The organism is Janthinobacterium sp. PSPC1-1 (genome assembly GCF_049897625.1).
Classification (GTDB): Bacteria; Pseudomonadota; Gammaproteobacteria; order Burkholderiales; family Burkholderiaceae_D; genus Janthinobacterium; species Janthinobacterium tructae.
On record NZ_JAFCWP010000009.1, the window covers coordinates 75,723 to 93,634 of the forward strand.

The following is a 17,912-nucleotide window of genomic DNA, read 5'->3' on the forward strand; positions in this document are numbered from 1 at the left end:
TGTGATGGGTTCATTGAGTATTTGGCACTGGGTGATCGTTCTGGTCATTGTGATGCTGGTCTTCGGCACCAAGAAACTGGGCAATATCGGCGGTGATATCGGCAAGGCCGTCAAAGGCTTCAAGGATGGCGTCAAGGGCGACGATGACGCGCCGGCAGCCAACACCCCTCCTGCTGCGCCATCGCAAGTGGCCGACAAAAGCACCATCGACGTCGAGACGAAAGAGAAAAGCAAGTTCTGATAGCGTGGCGGGGCGCTTGCCTCGTCCGGTAACAGCCCTTGTCCGCTTATGATCGATCTCGGTCTCTCTAAAATCGCCATCATCGGCGTGGTTGCGTTGATAGTCATCGGCCCTGAAAAGTTGCCGAGAGTGGCGCGCATGGCCGGTACCCTGTATGGCCGCGCGCAACGCTACCTGAACCAGGTGAAATCCGAAGTCTCGCGCGAAATTGAAATGGAAGAGCTGAAAAACCTGCAGAAGGAAGTGCAGGATGCAGCCCATTCCGTCAAGCAAAGCGTGGAGAAATCCATGCATGGCGTGGAAAACTCGATCTCCGGCAACCTGGCCGAGGTGGAAAACGCCTGGCGCGGCGATTCCAGCTCGTATGAGGGGCATCACGATGCGCATGAAGCCATGCTGCGCGCCACCAATGAAGACCTGGCCCGCAAGGCGCGTGAATTCCGCCGCAAGAAGCTGGTGCGCAATTCCGCCATCCCTGGCTGGTACAAGCAGCGCCATGGCGGCAAGCTGCACGTGCAGTCGGCGGCCGCCCGCGTGGCGCGCTTCCGTCCGCGCACCAGTTCCTCCTCCTTTTACTCATGAGTAGCAAATCCCCGGTGGAAGAAACCTTTATCTCGCATCTGGTCGAGCTGCGCAACCGCCTGGTCAAGGCCTCGATCGGTATCGCCGTCGTCTGCGCCGTGCTGTTCTATTGGCCCGGCCCCTCGCAGATCTACGATTTTATTGCCGCGCCGATGATCGCCTCGCTGCCGGCCGGCTCGAAAATGATCGCCACCGGCGTGATTTCGCCGTTCCTGGTGCCGATGAAAGTGACGCTGGTGATCGCCTTCATCGTCGCCTTGCCCTGGGTGCTGTACCAGATGTGGGCGTTTATCGCCCCCGGCCTGTACACGCATGAAAAGCGTCTGATCGCGCCGCTGGTCATTTCCTCGTCCCTGCTGTTCATCGCCGGCGTGGCCTTCTGCTATTTCTTCGTGTTTGGCCGCGTGTTCCACTTCATCAGCGATTTTTCGCCATCGTCGATTGCGGTGACGCCCGATATCGAAAACTACCTCGATTTCGTCATGTCGATGTGCCTGGCCTTTGGCGCGACGTTCGAAGTGCCCGTGGTGGTGGTGATCCTCGTGCGCATGGGCTTGGTTACTATCGCGAAACTCAAGGAAGTGCGTCCCTACATCATCGTCGGCGCCTTCGTGATTGCCGCCATCGTCACACCGCCGGACGTGGTCAGCCAGTTCTCGCTGGCCATCCCCATGTGCCTGCTGTTCGAGTTGGGCCTGCTGGTGGCGCCCATCTTCGTCAGGGCCACCCAGGCGCCGGAAGAAGCGTCCTAGACGCTCTACTATACTAGCAAGCAAAAGCCGCTGACCTCTTTCGGGAGCAGCGGCTTTTTTATCGCCGGATGGGTAGGTGAGTGCTTACTGCAGCATTAGTTTGCTGAGGATGCCCAGGTTGAGCAGGATCAAGGTACTCATCATCCAGTACACGTGTTTCATGTCCGCGCCCTGGCGCAAGTCCAGGCGTTCCAGGCGGGCGTCGAATTTTTGCTCGGAAGTAGCGAATCTGGCATCGAACTTCTGCTCGGAGTTATCGAATCTGGCATCGAACTTCTGTTCCAGTGCATCTATTCTGCGATCGAACTTCTGTTCCAGTACATCTATTCTGCTATCGAGTTTCAGTTCCAGTGCATCTATTCTGCTGTCGAGTTTCAGTTCCAGTGTATCTATTTTGCTGTCGAGTTTCAGTTCCAGCGCATCTATTTTCACATCAAGGGCCCCTACCCTGGTGTCGACTCTTTGCGCCACCAGCTTGATTTCTCCCAGCAGATTGCGCTCCAGCGCCGCCAGTTCGCCATGCACGACGATTGCCGACCCCAGCACATCACCCAAGGCTGCCGCATGGGCTTCCGCTTGCTGCACGGGTACACCGGCCGAGGCGAGGCGTTTGGCGTAATCGAGGGTGTCGAACTGGATGGGCATATGCATGGACGCTCCTGAGATCCAGCCTAGCAGAAAAATCGGCAATTGCCAGTGAGGAGTGCGGTGGCGCTTGCCTTCCCATCAGCTTAATGGACAAGGGCGCTGGCGGTTTGCGACGGCGCAAACGCATGCAAAAAGGGCGCCGCAGCGCCCTTTGCAAGCTGACGGCGAGCGCCGCTTAGTTCATCAGTTCCTTGATGACTTTCACGGGCGCGCTGCCGTAGCTGAGGAATTGCTCGTGGAAATCCTTCAGCACGAATTTGTTGCCCAGCGCTTGCTTGCGCTGTTCGCGCAAGTCCATGATTTCGCTGTAGCCGCTGAAATAGCTGGTCAGTTGCACCGAGCTCAGCTGCACGCGGCGCCATTTTTCCGTCGCTTCACGCTTGGTCTGGAAGGCCTGGCGCGTCAGCAGGTCCAGCGCCTGCTCTTGCGTCATGCCCTGCACGTGCACGCTGTAGTCGAGGATGGTGTTGGTGACGCTGCGCAAGTTCCACTTCGAGTACATCAGCCACATTTCCGGCGCATTGTTGCCATAGCCCGATTCAAGCATCATGCGTTCGCCATACACGGCCCAGCCTTCAATCATGGCGCCGTTGCCGAAGATCGATTTGACCAAGGACGGCGACTTGTTGGCATACACGAGTTGCGTGTAGTGGCCAGGGATGGCTTCGTGGATGTTCAGGATCTGCAAGATCCAGTGGTTGTACTCGCGCAAGCTGCTTTCCGCCTGTTCCGCCGTTTCGCCGTCGAGCGGCGTCACGTTGTAATAGGTGCGGTCCTGCGGACGGTAGGGGCCGGGCGCCTCGATGCTGGCGCCGGCCACGCCGCGCTGGTAAGCGGGCGTTTCACGCACGACCAGGGGCTTTTTCGGGTCCATCGTCAGCAGGTTGTGGCTGGTCACCCATTCCTGCAACTCGGGAATCTGGCGGCGGATTTCCGGCACGAAATCGGCGGGCGCCACGTGATTGCTGGACAGCTTGTCGATCACCATGCCGATCTTGGCAGTGCGGTCCGCCGGCTTGGCCGTGGCGCCCATGGTTTTCACCCACAGCTCGTCGGACAGGCTATCCATGTGCTCAAGCAACTTTTCGCGCGCGGCCAGGGCTTTCTGGTACATCTGCTCGGCGCTCACGCTGGCCTGGATATCGTAGGCAAATTTCTGTTCGTACAAGTCCTTGCCGATGCGGAAGGAGCGCGCATTGCCGTTCTGTGCCAGCGCGGCATCCTGTTCCGTCAGCCAGGCCGCATAGCCTTGCACGGCCGAGCGGGCCGCGGCGATGCGCGCGTTGTACAGCTGTTTTTCGAGCGGCGTCAGGATGGACGCCTGTGCCGTCTTGTTCAGGTCATCAAGCACGCTGAGCACGCCGGCGCTCTGGGCGATGGCCAGCTGCGTGTGTTCGCGCGTGGGGTTGACGATACTGGCGCGCGCGGCCGCATAGTATTGCGGCACGCTGGCGATGCGCTTGAGCAAGGTGCGCAGGCGCTGCGGCTGCGCTGCGTATTCCGTATTCAGGATGAAATCGATGGAGCCGGCCACGTTGTACTGGGCGGGATTCCATTCGAATTCGCGGAAGGTGGTCAGATACCAGCGGTCCGATTGCAGTTTATTCGTCAGCAAGGCCAGGTCGGTACGTTGCTTGTCCGACATTTTGCTGGCATTCAGCTTGCCGAACTTGCCCAGCCATTCTTCGATGAAGGCCAGTTGCTTCTGGCGGCTGGCCGCGTCGGGAATGCTCAGGTTGGCGGCGCCATCGTACTTGCCGACCGAAATCGCGCTTTCCGGGTCCAGGCGCCACAGGGCCGTGAGGAACTGGCCGCTCAGGTTATTCATGGAGCGGTCGCTGCTGTTCTCGCTGGCGACGGCGGCGACCGTGGCTGCCGTGGCGGCACTGACGACGGCCGCTTTCTTGGCGACGGTTTTTTTCTTGCTGCTGCTGGTACCGGCCTTGCCGTTCTTCTGCGGCTTCTTAGCGGCGCTGGCCGGTGTCAGGGTAAAGGCCAGCATCAATGCGGCGAGCGCAACTTTATTTCTTGTCAGCATAGTTTATCTCTTGAATATTTTGTTGTTTGCCATTATAAGAAAATAATAAACTTCTAATATAAGTAGCAAACAACTATTGAAAGGTTGGCTTTGCTTGCCAGGGCGGCCAAAGATTAGCATTAATTGCCGCGCTTGCGCAGTTTTTTGCCAGGCAAGCCAGCCCCGCTAGACGACGATGGCGCTGCTTTGCAGCATCTCCTGCTGACGCGCATTGATGGCCGCCACGGCATCCTTGCCGCGCGCCATGCCGGTGGCGTGGATTTCGATGTCTTGCGTGTAACGCTGGCTGACGCGCACCGTGTAGGACTGGAACAGCCAGCTCCAGAAATTGGTTTCGTAGACGGCTTCATCCATGTCACGCCATTTGACGCCCATGAGTTTCTTTTTCCACGGCAAGATGCCGGAGGCCAGCCACACGCCCGCCTCATCAATGTACAGCTGATAGCTGCGGATGGTCAGCAGGCGGTAGCCGACGATCAGGGCTGAGCCGATCAGTACCACGAAGGCGGCGCGCGCGTTGTACTTGAAAGCCAGCGGCAGGGCGGCAAAGAACAGCAGCACGGCAATGACGAAGGTGCTGACATAGGCCGTCCAGGATTTGCCGCACAAAAAGGTGGCGCGCTGGCCGGCGCTGGTGGCGATATAGTCGGTCATGGGGTGGCAGAGAAACAGGGAAAAAGGATCATCGCATGGAACGCCGTTTCCCCGTTCATTTTTTCAATCTCATGGCTTCAACCCTTCCTGCAGCATGCCCAGCATGTCGCTGGCCGACATGCGCGCGGCCGCGTCGCTGCCTTCCAACAGACTGTCGGCCAGGTCGCGCTTGTGCTGGTGCAATTCGACGATGCCTTCCTCGATCGTATGTTTCGCCACCAAGCGGTAAATGGTGACGGGACGCAATTGCCCCATGCGGTGGGCGCGGTCCGAGGCCTGGTCTTCCACGGCCGGATTCCACCACGGGTCCATGTGGATCACGTAATCGGCCGCCGTCAAATTGATGCCCATGCCGCCCGCTTTCAGGCTGATCAGGAAAACGTCGCCTTCGCCCGCCTGGAAGGCGTCCACGCGGCGCTTGCGCTCCTGCATGGGCGTGCTGCCGTCGAGATACTGATAGCTGACGCCATGCTGCTCCAGGTGCTGGCGAATGAGTGTTAAATGGTCGACGAACTGGCTGAAGACGAGCACCTTGTGGCGGTTTTCCAGCAAGCCCGACAGCAGCTCGGCGAAGGCCGCCAGCTTGCTGCTGGCCAGGCCCAGTTCCGGCGCCACCAGTTGCGGATTGCAGCAGGCGCGGCGCAGCTTCATGATTTCCGCCAGGATCTGGATGGCCTTCTTCGACGCCGGCCCTTCCACCATGGCCAGCTTTTCCAGCGCTTCGCGGCGCAAGGATTCGTACAGCGCCGTTTCCTGCGGCGACAGTTCCACTTCCAGCACGATTTCCGTGCGCGACGGCAATTCGGACAGCACTTGCGTTTTTGTCCTGCGCAAGATGAAGGGGGCGATCAGGCGGCGCAAGCGCAGGCGCGCGCCGGCGGCCGCCCGCTTGTCCTGATCCTTTTCGATCGGTCCCGCAAAGCGCAAATTAAACTGGTCGAGGGTGCCCAGCAAACCGGGGTTAATAAAACGGAACAGATTCCACAGTTCGCCCAAATGGTTTTCCAGCGGCGTGCCGCTGGCCAGCATGCGGAAATCCCCTTGCAAGGCCATCACGGCTTGCGAGCGCTTGGTGGCGCCATTCTTGATCGCTTGCGCCTCGTCAAGCACGATGGTATGCCAGCGCACGCCGGCAAACAGGGCCGCTTCCTGCTGCAGCAAGCCATAGCTGGCCACTACCAGGTCGAACGGCTGCAAGGTATCGAGCATGTCGGCGCGGTCGCCGCTGCCGAACAGTTTGATGTTCAGGGTGGGCGCAAAACGCTGCGCTTCGCTGATCCAGTTCATGCACACGGACGTGGGGGCCACGACCAGAGTGGGGCCGTTGGGCGCGCGCGCCAGGATCAGCGCCAGCGCCTGTAGCGTCTTGCCGAGTCCCATGTCGTCGGCCAGGCAGGCGCCCACGCCCCAGTGCGCCAGGCGCGCCAGCCATGCGTAGCCGGCCAGCTGGTAGTCGCGCAAGTCGGCTTGCAGGGTGCTGGGCAGCTGCGGCTGATAATCGTCGAGGGCGCGCAGGCGCAGCAAGTGTTCGCGCCAGAGTTTGTCGGCTTTCACGCCGCCCGCATCGTTGGCCAGCTCTTCCAGCGCGAAGGCGGCCAGCGGGTGGATGTGCACGCCATCGGCATGCGCTTCGCCATACGCGGCCAGTTCGGACAGGCGGCGGTGCAATTCGTCGCTCAGCGCCAGGAACTGGTTGTCGCCCAGGGCCACGAAGCGGCTTTTATTGTTCTGCATCAAGTCGAGCAGGGCGCGCAAATCCATCACCTTGTCTTCATCGATCTGCACTTCGCCGCTGGCGGCAAACCAGTCTTTTTCGCTCTTGATATTGAGGCGCATCTGGCCGCTGTCGATGCGTTTCGACACGCGCATGGTTTCGCCTTCGGGCCAGGCCAGAACGATGCCAGCGGGATCGAGCGCCTGCAGCTCCACCAGCAACTGCAAGCCCAGCGCTGGCTGGCCCAGCAGCCACTCGCCATGCTCCTCTTCCGCCTCTTCCAGCACCAGGCATTTTCCAATCAACTGGCGCTGCGCTTCGCGTTCCCCGTTCAGGTCGCGCCGTGCCTGCACAGCCCGGCCCGCCACGTCGGCAAACACGCTTTCGGCACCGCTGCCGGGCGCGTAATAGGCGCCGTTGTCGAGCAAGGGGCGCACCAAGATCTGCATCTTGAGGCCCTGCTGGTAGGGCAGCAGGTGCACGTGCAGGCGGTGGTCGGCCGTGATGACTTCCGCGTCGCCGGCGCCGCCGCCGATATCCGATTGCACGGTGACCATCGAGGAAATGGCGCCGATCGCTTGCATCACCTGTTTTTCCGCATGCAGGGGCACGGACAGGCCCAGGCCCACGATGGCGCCGATGCGCCGGTGCTCGTCGAGGATGTGCACCACGCGCAAGCGCGTCGGCGTTTCCCTCTGCACCACGACATTGCCGCCGTTGTCGGGTAATGGCGGCTGCATGCCCAGCCACAGCTGCCCCTCGTGCGACTTGATCAGCAGCTCGGGCGCGCCGGCGATCAGTTCCACGCGCGTGTCAGGATGGTCGAGCCAGAACACCAGCGGGTGGCCCACCAGCAAGATGGCGGCCTTGTCCAGCTCGATTTCATAGCGCGGTGCTGATGAATAATATTGTTTGAACGGTGCGATGCTGCCCGCCGCGCGGGCGTCCTGCGGCGTAAGGAAATCGATGTCGCCCGCCTCTTCGGCCAGGCGTTTGAGGCCCATGGCGCGGCCCTTGCTCCAGCCGCCCCGTGCGTCGCGTTTCTGCTCGCGCACTTCCACGGCCGTCAGGCCGAAACGCGGGTCGAACGCCACCAGCCACACCAGGCGCGAGACGCTGCCGATGGCTTCGGCGGGTGCGTTTTGCTGCAGGTTGATCAGCGCGCTCAGCTGGCGCTGCCACGCTTCCTGGCGCTCGAACCACGGCGCCATGTCCGTCAAGCCGTGCTGCGCCCGCTTGGACGTGGCGTAGCGCTCCTGCTGCGGCTCGCCCAGCAAGCCCAGCAAGCCGGCCGCTTGCGCGGCGATCAGGTCGTAGCCGGCCGCATCGGCTTGCTGCACCAGCAAGCGCAATTGATCCTTGCGTTCGCTCAATTGCGGTAGCGCCAGCCAGTAGTACAGCAAGGCCTGAAACAGCTGCGCCTGCAAGCCCGTTTCCCAGCTGCGCGTAGGGATCGCATCTGCTTGCAGCACGCCGGCGCGCACCAGGCGCAAGGTGTTCAACTGCTGGTAGACGATGCTGTCGTGGTTCGGTTGCGCATGCAGCGCGATATCGAGATAGGTTTCCGCGTTTTTCAGCAACTTGGCGTCGTTGCCGCGCAGCAGGGCCAGCACGTACAGGTGGCCGCCGATGCCCGTAAAGCACAGCTTGCGCTTGCCCGCCTCCTTGCGCAGTCCTTTCAGGGCCGTTTCGAAGCCCGCCACGGCGTGCGCACGTTCGCCGCGCAACAGGGCGATGCTGCTGTCGACAAACAGCGCCTGCGGCCCCTGCTGGCCTGCCAGGTAGCGCGCGGCGGCGTCGAGTTCGCCGCACAGCAGGGCATCTTCCGCCAGGGCCAGCGGCAGGGCGGCGCCGATATGGTCGCCAGCCGCCGCCTGGCGCGCGTGGTGCGCGCGCGCGTAGCTGCGGATGGCGTGCGCCGTGTCCGGCTCGCGCGGGGCGTTGCCCAGCAGCACGGCGAGGATGTCATCCTGCAGTTGCGGCATGACGAAAGACAGCATTTCCGGCTCGAACGGGCGGCCGAAAATCTCGATCAGCGGATGCAGCTGCTGCGCTTCATAGCACGCCATGCAGGCGGCCAGGATGGCGGCCACCTGGCGCACCTCGTCATTGCGCAGCAAGGCGATGCGCAGGCGCGCCACGCCTTGCCGGTAGCTGCGCAATTCCACATAGCCATCCCAGTTGCGGCGCACGGGGTTGATGGTTTCGATGGCCTGGCACAGGTCGCGGAACGCCAGGTGCTCGATGGCGGCGCGCATGGCGGGCCAGCGCAGCTTGGCTTCGCAGGCATAGCCGCGTCCCACCACTTCGGACGCCAGCGCGTGCCGCGTCAAATGTTGCAGCATGCCCGTGACGGTGAGCAGGGCAAACGGCGTGCCGTCCGGCTCGACGACATTGGCGCGCTGCAAGTGTTCATACACGGCATGCTTGCCCACCGGTTCGCCCGCAATGGCCAGCAAGGCCAGGATCATCTGTTCGTGCTGCTCCAGTGCGGCGAATTCGTCTAGCAGGAGCTGGTCTGAATGCGGGTCTGTCATGCGGGCAAATTGGCGATGTGCACGGGCGGCTCGCCGGCCGCCACGGGCAGGCCGAATACGCGCTGGTAGAAATACAGTTCCGCCTCCAGCGTGCGTACGATGTTTTCCGCCTTGCGGAAGCCGTGTCCCTCGCCTTCGAGCGGCACGTACGCGACGGGCACGCCGCGCGCCTGCAGGGCGTCGACCATCTGTTGCGACTGCTGTGGCGGCACCACCTTGTCATCGAGGCCCTGGAAGAAGATCATCGGGCGCGACAGTTTATCCGTGTGGTGGATGGGCGAGCGCTCAAGGTACAGCGCCTCGGCTTGCGGCTGCGGGGCGATCAGGTAATCGGTATAGCGCGATTCGAACTTGTGCGAATCGTCGTCCAGGCCCTTCAGGTCGGATACGCCATAGTAGCTGGCGCCCGCCTTGAAGACGTCGTGGAAGGTCAGCGCGCACAGGGTCGTCAGGCCGCCCGCGCTGCCGCCGCGCACGATCAGGCGCTCGGGGTCGGCCAGGCCGTTGGCGGCCAGGTAACGGGCGCCGGCGATGCAGTCTTCCACGTCGACGATGCCCCATTGTCCGCGCAGCGCGTCGCGGTATTCGCGGCCGAAACCGCTGCTGCCGCCATAGTTGACGTCGAGCACGCCGATGCCGCGGCTGGTCCAGTACTGCGTCGCCAGTTTCAAGGTATTGCTGGCCATGCTGGTGGGGCCGCCATGGCTGATGACGATCACGGGCGGCAAGGTGCCGGCCGGCGCCTGCACGTCGCCATTGGTCGGCGCATAGAAGAAGGCGTACGCCGTGCGACCGTTGCTGCTGGGAAAATTCAAGCTGCGCGGCACGGACAGGTAAGCCAGCGCGGGCAAGTGTGCGATCGATTGCGCCAGCACTTCCAGCTCATGGTTCGACAGGTCGATGCGCGCCAGTTCCAGCGCGATGGTGGGGCTGCCGCCCAGCAGCGCGACGAAGCCGGGGCCCACGCGCAGTTCGCGGATTTCCTGGTACGGGTGGGGAATCGGTTCCAGTTTCGCCTCGGCCACGTTCAATTGCGCCAGGTAGCTGACGCCGGCCTGGATATACGTGCAGACGATCTCGTCGTCCGACAGAAAACCGTACATGCTGGCGCCGAAAGTCCAGTGCGGCGTGGCAAATTCCGCTTCCATCGGGCACAGCGCCTCGATGTCGGCGCCGTGCAGGCGGTACAGATTCCACCAGCCGCTGCTGTCGGAAACGAAGTGCAGCAAGCCGTTCGGCGACCATTCCGGCTGGCAAATCGACTCGCGCGCGCCGCCGGCGATCAGGCGTGGCGACCCCAGGCTGCCGTCCGCGTGCACATCGGCCAGCCACAGTTCCGTGCCTTGCCACGGCAGGCGCGGGTGGTCCCAGCTGATCCAGGCCAGCTGGCTGCCGTCCGGCGACAAACGCGGCGCGGCATAAAAGTCGTGGCCGCGCGCCAGCACCGTGTCGCGCCCGTCGAAGCCGACGGCGGCCAGGCAGTTTTCCGGATGCGCGTGGCCTGCATCCGGGTGCTGTTCGCGCACGGCGATCAAACGGGATCGGGCCGCATCGACGACGAAGTCCGCGTGGCGCGTGTTGCCACCCGTGGTGAACGCTTCGGGCGTGGCGTCGCCGGCCACGCGGTACAGGCAATTGTCGGCGAAATGCGAAAAATACACGGTATCGCCGGCCACGGCATACGCGCCGCCGCCGTATTCATGCACGCGGGTGCGCACATTGAACGGTACCGGCGTGAGTTCATCGACACGCGCGCCGCGCTGGCGCAGCAGAGTATTGCGGCCGGCCTCGCTGGCGCGCCCGGCCAGCCAGAACACGTCGGCCCCATCCGCCCCGCCCAGGGCCAGCTGCGTCAGCGGCGAGGCGCCGGCGGCGACGATGGCCGCGCTGATCGGCGATGGCCAGATGCCATAAGGGGTGCTGGATGCGGTCGAGGTCATGCGGGCTCCGTATAGTGAGGGGATCAAGGGCCGCCAGGCAGGGTCAGGGCGCGCGGCGGCGTGCATCATCATAATGGAAGGGCTGGCACAACGAAAGTCATCGCTGTGCGTGGCAAATGCTGCAAAGCGGCACCGGAATCAATGAAATGGCGGCGATTGGATGCGATAATACCGCTTCTCCAAGCTCGATTGCCTGCCATGCCACAATTTGCTCCGCTTCAGAATGACACTTTCCTGCGCGCCTTGTTGCGCCAGCCGACCGAGCACACCCCTGTCTGGCTGATGCGCCAGGCGGGCCGCTACCTGCCCGAATACCGCGCCACGCGCGAGCGGGCCGGCTCCTTTCTGGGCCTGGCAAAGAATCCCGATTACGCCACCGAAGTGACCTTGCAGCCCCTGGAGCGCTTCCCGCTCGACGCGGCCATCCTGTTTTCCGACATCCTGACGGTGCCTGACGCGATGGGCCTGGGCCTGTATTTTGCCGATGGCGAAGGCCCGAAGTTCGAGCGCCCGCTGCGCACGGAGCAGGATGTGAAGGCCTTGCAAGTGCCGGACCTGGAGTCGCTCGACTACGTTTTCAAGGCCGTCACGCAAATCCGCACGGAACTCAATGGCCGCGTGCCGCTGATCGGTTTTTCCGGCAGCCCGTGGACCCTGGCGTGCTACATGGTGGAAGGCAGCGGCTCGAAAGAGTTCCATACCATCAAGAAGATGCTGTACAACCGCCCGGACCTGATGCACCACATCCTGGCCATTAACGCTACTTCCGTGGCGCAGTACCTGAATGCGCAAATCGATGCCGGCGCGCAAGCCGTGATGATTTTCGATTCCTGGGGCGGTGCGCTGGCCGATGGCGCCTACCAGGAATTCTCGCTGGCCTACATGCAGCAAGTGGTGGCGCAGCTGAAACGCGACAAGGATGGCGTCAAGATTCCCGCCATCGTGTTTACCAAGGGCGGCGGCCAGTGGATCGAGCAGATCGCCGACATCGGCGCCGATGCCGTGGGCCTGGACTGGACCGTCAACCTGACGCGTGCGCGCCAGCTGGTCGGACATAAAGTGGGCTTGCAGGGCAATCTCGATCCGGCCATCCTGTTCGCCAGCCCCGAGCAGATCCGCGCTGAAGTGGCGAAAGTGCTCAGCGCCTTTGGCGCGCCGTCGGCAGGCACGGGTCACGTGTTCAACCTGGGCCATGGCATTTCCCAGTTCACGCCGCCGGAATCGGTGGCAGCCATGGTGGAAGCCGTGCACAGCATGAGCCGCGCCATGCGCAGCGGCCAGTAAGAAAGTACCGCTTCCCCTGGCGCAGGGGTAGAAAAGGCAGGCTTTCCAGCGAAAGCCTGCCTTTTTCTTTGCTGCGCCTTAGCAAGAAATACCGACTTATGCACAATTTTTTTTGCTGCGGAAATAAGAGGCAGTCGAAAATCCATGCCCGGGGATGCTCTGCAAGTGCTTGATTATTAAGAAATAAAAAATGCCTTGCCCGGCGGACTTTGTTGCAATTGATAAGGTTATTCTTCCGTCTGTCAGCCTTATTCCTTCATTGTCCACAAAGTTATCAACAGATTCTGTGGATAAAATTGAAAAGTATTTTGTTAACCGATACTTAGCGTCGATGTTCAGATTTCACCTGAAGTGCATGTTGCACTGCATGATCATTCAACAATGTTTCGCCGCCCGCCAGGCAAAACCGAACGCTTGCCCGGCAATTGTCAACTTTGCCTCAATATGGCGGAGATTTTTACGCAGGGCATGCATCAAAACGGTGCTTATTCCTGCACAAAAAAATCAGAAATGGTTCAGTTATGCACAGCGGCGGAAATGCCCCACGGATTTATCGCCTTCCGGGGATCAATTTTTAAGTCATTGATTTTAAATAGTTAATTTTTCTTGCGTGCCCCTCTTGACGGCGATCAAAATTTTCTGTCCACATTTTTGTGAAAGTTAATTTTGCTTTGTCCACAAAGTTATCCACAGAATTTTCTTCAGGCATGATGACACGCTGTCCCGCCTGCTGTTAGGCGTTTGACGGACGAAACAAGTATCATGGCCCGCTGGCTTGATGCCTGACCTCCCGACGCGCGATTGACCCTGCCGCGCGTTTTTTATAAGATAGGCCAACTCCCCATGTCGCAGTGCATTTTGACGTCGTGCATCCTGAAAGTCGCGCTCGACACGCCCCTGAACGCCCTGTTCGACTACCGCTGGAACGCGGCGGCGGATGCGGACGCCGGCGCGGACGTACCGCTGCCGCAAGTGGGGCAGCTGGCGCTGGTGCCGTTCGGCCGGCGCGAAGTGATGGGGCTGATCGTCGGCATCTCAAGCAGTACCGACGTGCCCGCCGCGAAATTGAAGGACGTGCTGGCCGTGCGCAGCCAGCTGGCGCCGCTGTCGGAACAGTGGCTGGCGCTGGCCGCCTTTGCCGCCGATTACTACCAGCGTCCGCTCGGTGAAGTGGCGCTGCCGGGTTTACCGAAGAATCTGCGCGTGCTGACCACCGTGGCACTGGACCGCGCCATCAAGAAGCTGGCCAAGCTGGCCGATGCGCACGATGGCACGCCGCTGAACATGCCGGCACTGAATGCCGCCCAGCAGGAAGCGGCGGACGCCATCGGCGGCGCCCGGGGTTTCAAACCGACCCTGCTGTACGGCGTGACGGGCAGCGGCAAGACGGAAGTATATCTGCAAGCCTGCGCCCAGGTGCTGGCGCGCGAGGACGATGCGCAAATCCTCATCCTGGTGCCGGAAATTAACCTGACGCCCCAGCTGGAAGGCAATATCCGCGCGCGCTTTCCCGGCGTCATGCTGGCCACCCTGCACAGCAGCCTGTCCGAAGGCGAACGCATGCTGCACTGGCTGGCCGCCCACCAGGGCCAGGCGCGCATCGTGCTCGGTACGCGGCTGGCCATTCTGGCCTCCTTGCCGAAACTCAAACTGATCGTTATCGACGAGGAACACGACCCGTCCTACAAGCAGCAGGAAGGCTTGCGTTATTCGGCGCGCGACCTGGCCGTGTGGCGCGCCTGGCAATTGCAGATTCCCATCGTGCTGGGTTCGGCCACGCCCTCGCTGGAAAGCTGGCACCACGCGCAAACGGGGCGCTACCGCAAGCTGGAATTGCGCGAGCGGGCCGTCAAGAACGCGGTGTTGCCGCGCGTCAAGATCCTCGACATGGAGCGTGACAAGCCGAAAGATGGCCTGACTTCGCATCTGATAGCCGCCTTGAAGCTGCGCATGGAGCGCGGCGAGCAGTCGCTGCTGTTCCTGAACCGGCGCGGCTATTCCCCGGTGATCTGCTGCGAATCGTGCGGCTGGATCAGCAATTGCACGCGCTGCACCTCGTTCATGGTGCTGCACAAGCCCGAACACCGGCTGCGCTGCCACCATTGCAGCCTGGAATTGCGCATCCCCCGCCATTGCCCCACCTGCGGCAATGTCGATCTGCAACCGCTGGGACGCGGCACGCAGCGGGTGGAAGAAGGCTTGCAGCAACTGTTTCCCGAGGCGCGCATTTTGCGCATCGACGCCGATTCCACGCGCAAGAAGGGCAGCGCGCAGGAAGCGTTCGACACCGTGCACCGGGGCGAAGTGGATATTTTGATCGGCACGCAGATGGTGGCCAAGGGCCACGATTTCAAAAAGCTGACGTTAGTGGGCATTTTGAATCCGGACACGGCCCTGTTTTCGCAGGATTACCGCGCCAGCGAACGCCTGTTCGCCCAGCTCATGCAGGTGGCGGGCCGGGCCGGGCGGGCCGCGCAGACGGAAGGGGGCAGCGTCAGTGAGGTGCTGATCCAGACGCGCTATGCGCGCCATCCGCTGTATGACGCCGTCGTCAACCACGATTACGACCATTTCGCCACGACCTTGCTGGAAGAGCGGGCGCAGGCGGCGTTGCCACCGTACCTGTTCCAGGCCCTGCTGCGCGCCGAGGCGCCCGAGCTGGCCACGGCCATCGAGTTCCTGCAGGCGGCCAAGGAGTGCATGGCGCACCCGCAGGTGACCATCAATGACCCGATTCCCATGAGCATGACGCGCGTCTACAACGTGGACCGTGCCCAGCTGCTGCTGGAATCGCCCTCGCGGCCCGCGCTACAGGCGTTTTTAAAAGAATGGTTAAGTGAGCTGCGCGCCATGAAGTCACGCGTGAAATGGTCGCTGGAAGTGGACCCGCTCGATATTTAAATTAAGTCACTGAATTAGTTCAGATACGCGCGCGCCGACTTGACGATCTGCTCCGACAGCAGCTTGGTAAACGGCGTGTCCAGGGTCCAGGCATGCCAGCTCAGCGGTACGTCCAGGGTGCTGCCCGGCAGCAGATCCACGAGGCGCTCTGTCGCCAGCGCTGGCGCGGCCAGGCGCTGCGGTATCAGGCCGTAGGCCAGGCCATCCTGGACGCAGCCGCGGCGCGCCGCTTCCACCGGTAAGGTGTGGTGCGGAAATGGTTCACGCATGCTCAATTGTTCAGCAAGGAAACGCGCCAGCAAGCCGTGCTGGCCCACCACGGCGGGCGCCAGTTGCACCGCTTCGGCACTGAAACCATCGCCGAACCAGTGGCCCGCAAACACGGGCGTGGCCACGCAGACATAGCGCAGCATGCCCAGCGGCGTGACGCTGGTGGCCGCGGCCGCGTCAATCGCTGTGCCGGACTCGGCCGACACGCAGCCAAACACGGAGCCGTCGCGCACCATCTGCAAGGCGCTGTCGCTGTCGGCCAGGCGCACGTCGAGCTGGCAACGGGGCGGCGCCAGCAGGGCGGATAAAGTGTCGGCGAACCAGGTGGCCAGGCTGTCGGCATCGATGGCGATGGCGATTTCCGGCATGCTGACGCTGTTGCCCAGGTCGATGTCGAGCGACGCTTCCATCAGCTTGACGTTGCGGTGATGCACGATCAGGCGCTGGCCCAGGCCCGTCGGCACGGCCGGCTGGCCACGGATGATCAGCAAGCGCCCGCTGGCGTCTTCCAGCGCCTTGATGCGCTGCGAGACGGCCGACTGGGTGATGCCCAGCGCCAGGGCGGCCTTGTCGAAACTGCCATGGCTGGCAACGGCGTCCAGCACGGCCAGCGCGCGATAATCGAGTGATCCCATTAGCTCAGCTTATAAATTCTAAAAATGATTAGTTATACTAATACATATATTGCAGCAAAGTAAAACCTTATTTTCGGCAAACGGGTAGTATCGAACGCTGTGAGCAACCTCAGTGGGATGGACAGCAGGATGAAAACACTACAAGTGGATGTGGCCGTGATCGGCAGCGGCACGGCCGGCATGACGGCGCACAAGGCGGCGCGCATGCAGGGCAAGCGCGTGCTGATGATCGAAAGCGGGCCGTACGGCACGACCTGCGCGCGCGTGGGCTGCATGCCCAGCAAACTCTTGATCGCGGCGGCCGAGGCGGCCCATGCGGTGGCTGCCGCGCCCGCTTTTGGCGTGCATCCGGGCCCCGTGCGCATCGATGGCCGGCAAGTGATGGCCAGGGTACGCAGCGAGCGCGACCGCTTTGTCGGCTTCGTCCTCGACGGCGTCAACGCCATTCCCGAGGAAGAAAAACTGCGCGGCCATGCACGCTTCATCGCGCCCGGAAAATTGCAGGTGGATGAGCATACCCTTGTCGAGGCCACCAGCGTGGTGATTGCCACCGGTTCCACGCCCATCGTGCCGCCCGAATGGCAGGCGGCGGGAGAGCGCGTCATCACCAGCGACGCCGTATTTGAATGGACGGACTTGCCAAGCTCCGTGGCCGTGGTCGGCAGCGGCGTGATCGGCCTGGAGCTGGGCCAGGCGCTGGCGCGACTGGGCGTGCGTGTGACCATGTTTGCGCGCGGCAATAAAGTCGCGCAACTGACGGACCCGCTGGTGCTGCAGGAGGCGGGCGCCGTGCTGGCGCGCGAACTCGACATCCGTTTTCAGACCAGCGTCGCGCACGTGGAAAAAACGCCAGACGGCGCCGGCATCCTGCTCACCAGTCGCGATGGCGATGGCCAGGAAAAAACCGAGCAGTTCGCGTATCTGCTGGCCGCCATTGGCCGCCGTCCGAACGTGGACCAGATCGGCCTGGAAACGGCGCAAATCAAGCTCGACCGCCACGGCATCCCCCTGCATGACCCGCACACCATGCAGTGCGGCAAGAGCGCGATCTTCATTGCGGGCGACGCCGACAATGCCATGCCGCTGCTGCCCGAGGCGGCCGACGAGGGCCGCATCGCGGGCGACAACGCGGCGCGCTTTCCTGACGTCAAACCGGGCTTGCGCCGCACGCCGTTGACCATCGCCTTCACGGAGCCGCAGATCGCCACTCTGGGCGCCACCTACCAGCAATTGTGCGTGAGCCACGCGGGCCGCTTCGCCGTCGGTGCCGTGTCATTCGGCAATCAGGGCCGCAGCCGCGTGATGCTGCAAAACCAGGGCTTGCTGCGCGTGTATGCGGAGTTTGGCAGCAAGCGCTTTCTCGGCGCCGAGCTGATCGGCCCACGGGCGGAACACTTGAGCCATTTGCTGGCCTGGGCATGCCAGGCACAGCTGACGGTGCCGGCCATGCTCGACATGCCGTTTTACCACCCCGTCATCGAGGAAGGCGTGCGCACGGCCTTGCGCGAACTGGCGCTGCACCTGGAAAAAGACCCGGAACACGCACCGGGCTGCGCCGATTGCTCGCCTGGCGTCTGATGCAATTTTGATATTTACACAATTTTGTAGACAAGCGCACATGATTGCGCGATCATCGTTGCCACATTGGAATATTGATTAAAAGCAAAAAACATTTCAAATGGTATATGGCCACGACCACCCGATGGTAAAAAGGGT

The 17,912-nt window shown here is 62.2% G+C and carries 12 protein-coding genes; 6 read left to right on the plus strand and 6 right to left on the minus strand.

Translation table 11 applies throughout. The annotated features are described in order from the left end of the window. Window positions 1-4 precede the first annotated feature (4 nt). From tatA to tatC, 3 genes are read left to right on the plus strand one after another with little or no spacing between them, the layout of a single operon-like run. A complete protein-coding gene (tatA, locus tag ACP7EG_RS23590; protein ID WP_071075001.1) occupies window positions 5-241 on the plus strand; it encodes a Sec-independent protein translocase subunit TatA in 237 nt (78 codons plus the stop codon). Between the two features lie 48 nt (window positions 242-289). Beyond that, entirely contained in the window at window positions 290-823 is a 534-nt protein-coding gene (tatB, locus tag ACP7EG_RS23595) for a Sec-independent protein translocase protein TatB (RefSeq protein WP_426089528.1), read from the plus strand. After that, window positions 820-1,575: a twin-arginine translocase subunit TatC gene (gene tatC, locus ACP7EG_RS23600; RefSeq protein ID WP_071075003.1), complete on the plus strand. Its 756-nt coding sequence runs from the start codon at window positions 820-822 to the stop codon at window positions 1,573-1,575. The genes tatB and tatC overlap by 4 nt, the downstream gene beginning before the upstream one ends. Before the next feature lie 84 nt (window positions 1,576-1,659). Here tatC and ACP7EG_RS23605 read toward each other — a convergent pair whose 3' ends face one another. From ACP7EG_RS23605 to ACP7EG_RS23625, 5 genes are all read right to left on the minus strand, one after another. Then, window positions 1,660-2,226: a hypothetical protein gene (locus ACP7EG_RS23605; protein WP_426089529.1), complete on the minus strand. Its 567-nt coding sequence runs from the start codon at window positions 2,224-2,226 to the stop codon at window positions 1,660-1,662. A 172-nt stretch (window positions 2,227-2,398) separates the two neighbouring features. After that, complete coding sequence (locus ACP7EG_RS23610) at window positions 2,399-4,261, minus strand: DUF885 domain-containing protein (RefSeq protein ID WP_426089530.1); 1,863 nt, start codon at window positions 4,259-4,261, stop codon at window positions 2,399-2,401. A 165-nt stretch (window positions 4,262-4,426) separates the two neighbouring features. Continuing rightward, window positions 4,427-4,915, minus strand: a complete 489-nt coding sequence (locus ACP7EG_RS23615) for a hypothetical protein (RefSeq protein ID WP_426089531.1) — start codon at window positions 4,913-4,915, stop codon at window positions 4,427-4,429. A 69-nt stretch (window positions 4,916-4,984) separates the two neighbouring features. After that, window positions 4,985-9,166 carry a DEAD/DEAH box helicase gene (locus ACP7EG_RS23620; protein ID WP_426089532.1) on the minus strand — a complete coding sequence of 1,394 codons (4,182 nt, stop codon included), beginning with the start codon at window positions 9,164-9,166 and terminating at the stop codon, window positions 4,985-4,987. Then, a complete protein-coding gene (locus ACP7EG_RS23625) occupies window positions 9,163-11,106 on the minus strand; it encodes a prolyl oligopeptidase family serine peptidase (RefSeq protein ID WP_426089533.1) in 1,944 nt (647 codons plus the stop codon). The genes ACP7EG_RS23620 and ACP7EG_RS23625 overlap by 4 nt, the downstream gene beginning before the upstream one ends. A gap of 198 nt (window positions 11,107-11,304) precedes the next feature. Between ACP7EG_RS23625 and hemE the strand changes: the two genes are divergently transcribed. Both hemE and ACP7EG_RS23635 read left to right on the plus strand, forming a co-directional pair. Beyond that, a complete protein-coding gene (hemE, locus tag ACP7EG_RS23630) occupies window positions 11,305-12,390 on the plus strand; it encodes a uroporphyrinogen decarboxylase (protein WP_426089534.1) in 1,086 nt (361 codons plus the stop codon). An 843-nt stretch (window positions 12,391-13,233) separates the two neighbouring features. Further along, entirely contained in the window at window positions 13,234-15,291 is a 2,058-nt protein-coding gene (locus tag ACP7EG_RS23635) for a primosomal protein N' (protein WP_426089535.1), read from the plus strand. A 14-nt stretch (window positions 15,292-15,305) separates the two neighbouring features. Here the strand turns inward: ACP7EG_RS23635 and ACP7EG_RS23640 are convergent, their stop codons facing one another. Then, the gene (locus ACP7EG_RS23640; RefSeq protein ID WP_426089536.1) at window positions 15,306-16,196 is read right to left on the minus strand and encodes an ArgP/LysG family DNA-binding transcriptional regulator; all 891 of its coding nucleotides are present in this window, start codon (window positions 16,194-16,196) and stop codon (window positions 15,306-15,308) included. A gap of 129 nt (window positions 16,197-16,325) precedes the next feature. Between ACP7EG_RS23640 and ACP7EG_RS23645 the strand changes: the two genes are divergently transcribed. After that, window positions 16,326-17,774, plus strand: coding sequence for a dihydrolipoyl dehydrogenase (locus ACP7EG_RS23645; protein WP_426089537.1), 1,449 nt, complete (start codon window positions 16,326-16,328; stop codon window positions 17,772-17,774). The last annotated feature ends 138 nt before the right edge of the window (window positions 17,775-17,912 follow it).

Bases quoted from the DNA above. Each gene is read 5' to 3' on its own strand.
- tatA (WP_071075001.1), top strand. From the start codon at position 5: ATGGGTTCATTGAGTATTTGGCACTGGGTGATCGTTCTGGTCATTGTG.
- tatB (WP_426089528.1), top strand. From the start codon at position 290: ATGATCGATCTCGGTCTCTCTAAAATCGCCATCATCGGCGTGGTTGCG.
- tatC (WP_071075003.1), top strand. From the start codon at position 820: ATGAGTAGCAAATCCCCGGTGGAAGAAACCTTTATCTCGCATCTGGTC.
- ACP7EG_RS23605 (WP_426089529.1), bottom strand. From the start codon at position 2,226: ATGCATATGCCCATCCAGTTCGACACCCTCGATTACGCCAAACGCCTC.
- ACP7EG_RS23610 (WP_426089530.1), bottom strand. From the start codon at position 4,261: ATGCTGACAAGAAATAAAGTTGCGCTCGCCGCATTGATGCTGGCCTTT.
- ACP7EG_RS23615 (WP_426089531.1), bottom strand. From the start codon at position 4,915: ATGACCGACTATATCGCCACCAGCGCCGGCCAGCGCGCCACCTTTTTG.
- ACP7EG_RS23620 (WP_426089532.1), bottom strand. From the start codon at position 9,166: ATGACAGACCCGCATTCAGACCAGCTCCTGCTAGACGAATTCGCCGCA.
- ACP7EG_RS23625 (WP_426089533.1), bottom strand. From the start codon at position 11,106: ATGACCTCGACCGCATCCAGCACCCCTTATGGCATCTGGCCATCGCCG.
- hemE (WP_426089534.1), top strand. From the start codon at position 11,305: ATGCCACAATTTGCTCCGCTTCAGAATGACACTTTCCTGCGCGCCTTG.
- ACP7EG_RS23635 (WP_426089535.1), top strand. From the start codon at position 13,234: ATGTCGCAGTGCATTTTGACGTCGTGCATCCTGAAAGTCGCGCTCGAC.
- ACP7EG_RS23640 (WP_426089536.1), bottom strand. From the start codon at position 16,196: ATGGGATCACTCGATTATCGCGCGCTGGCCGTGCTGGACGCCGTTGCC.
- ACP7EG_RS23645 (WP_426089537.1), top strand. From the start codon at position 16,326: ATGAAAACACTACAAGTGGATGTGGCCGTGATCGGCAGCGGCACGGCC.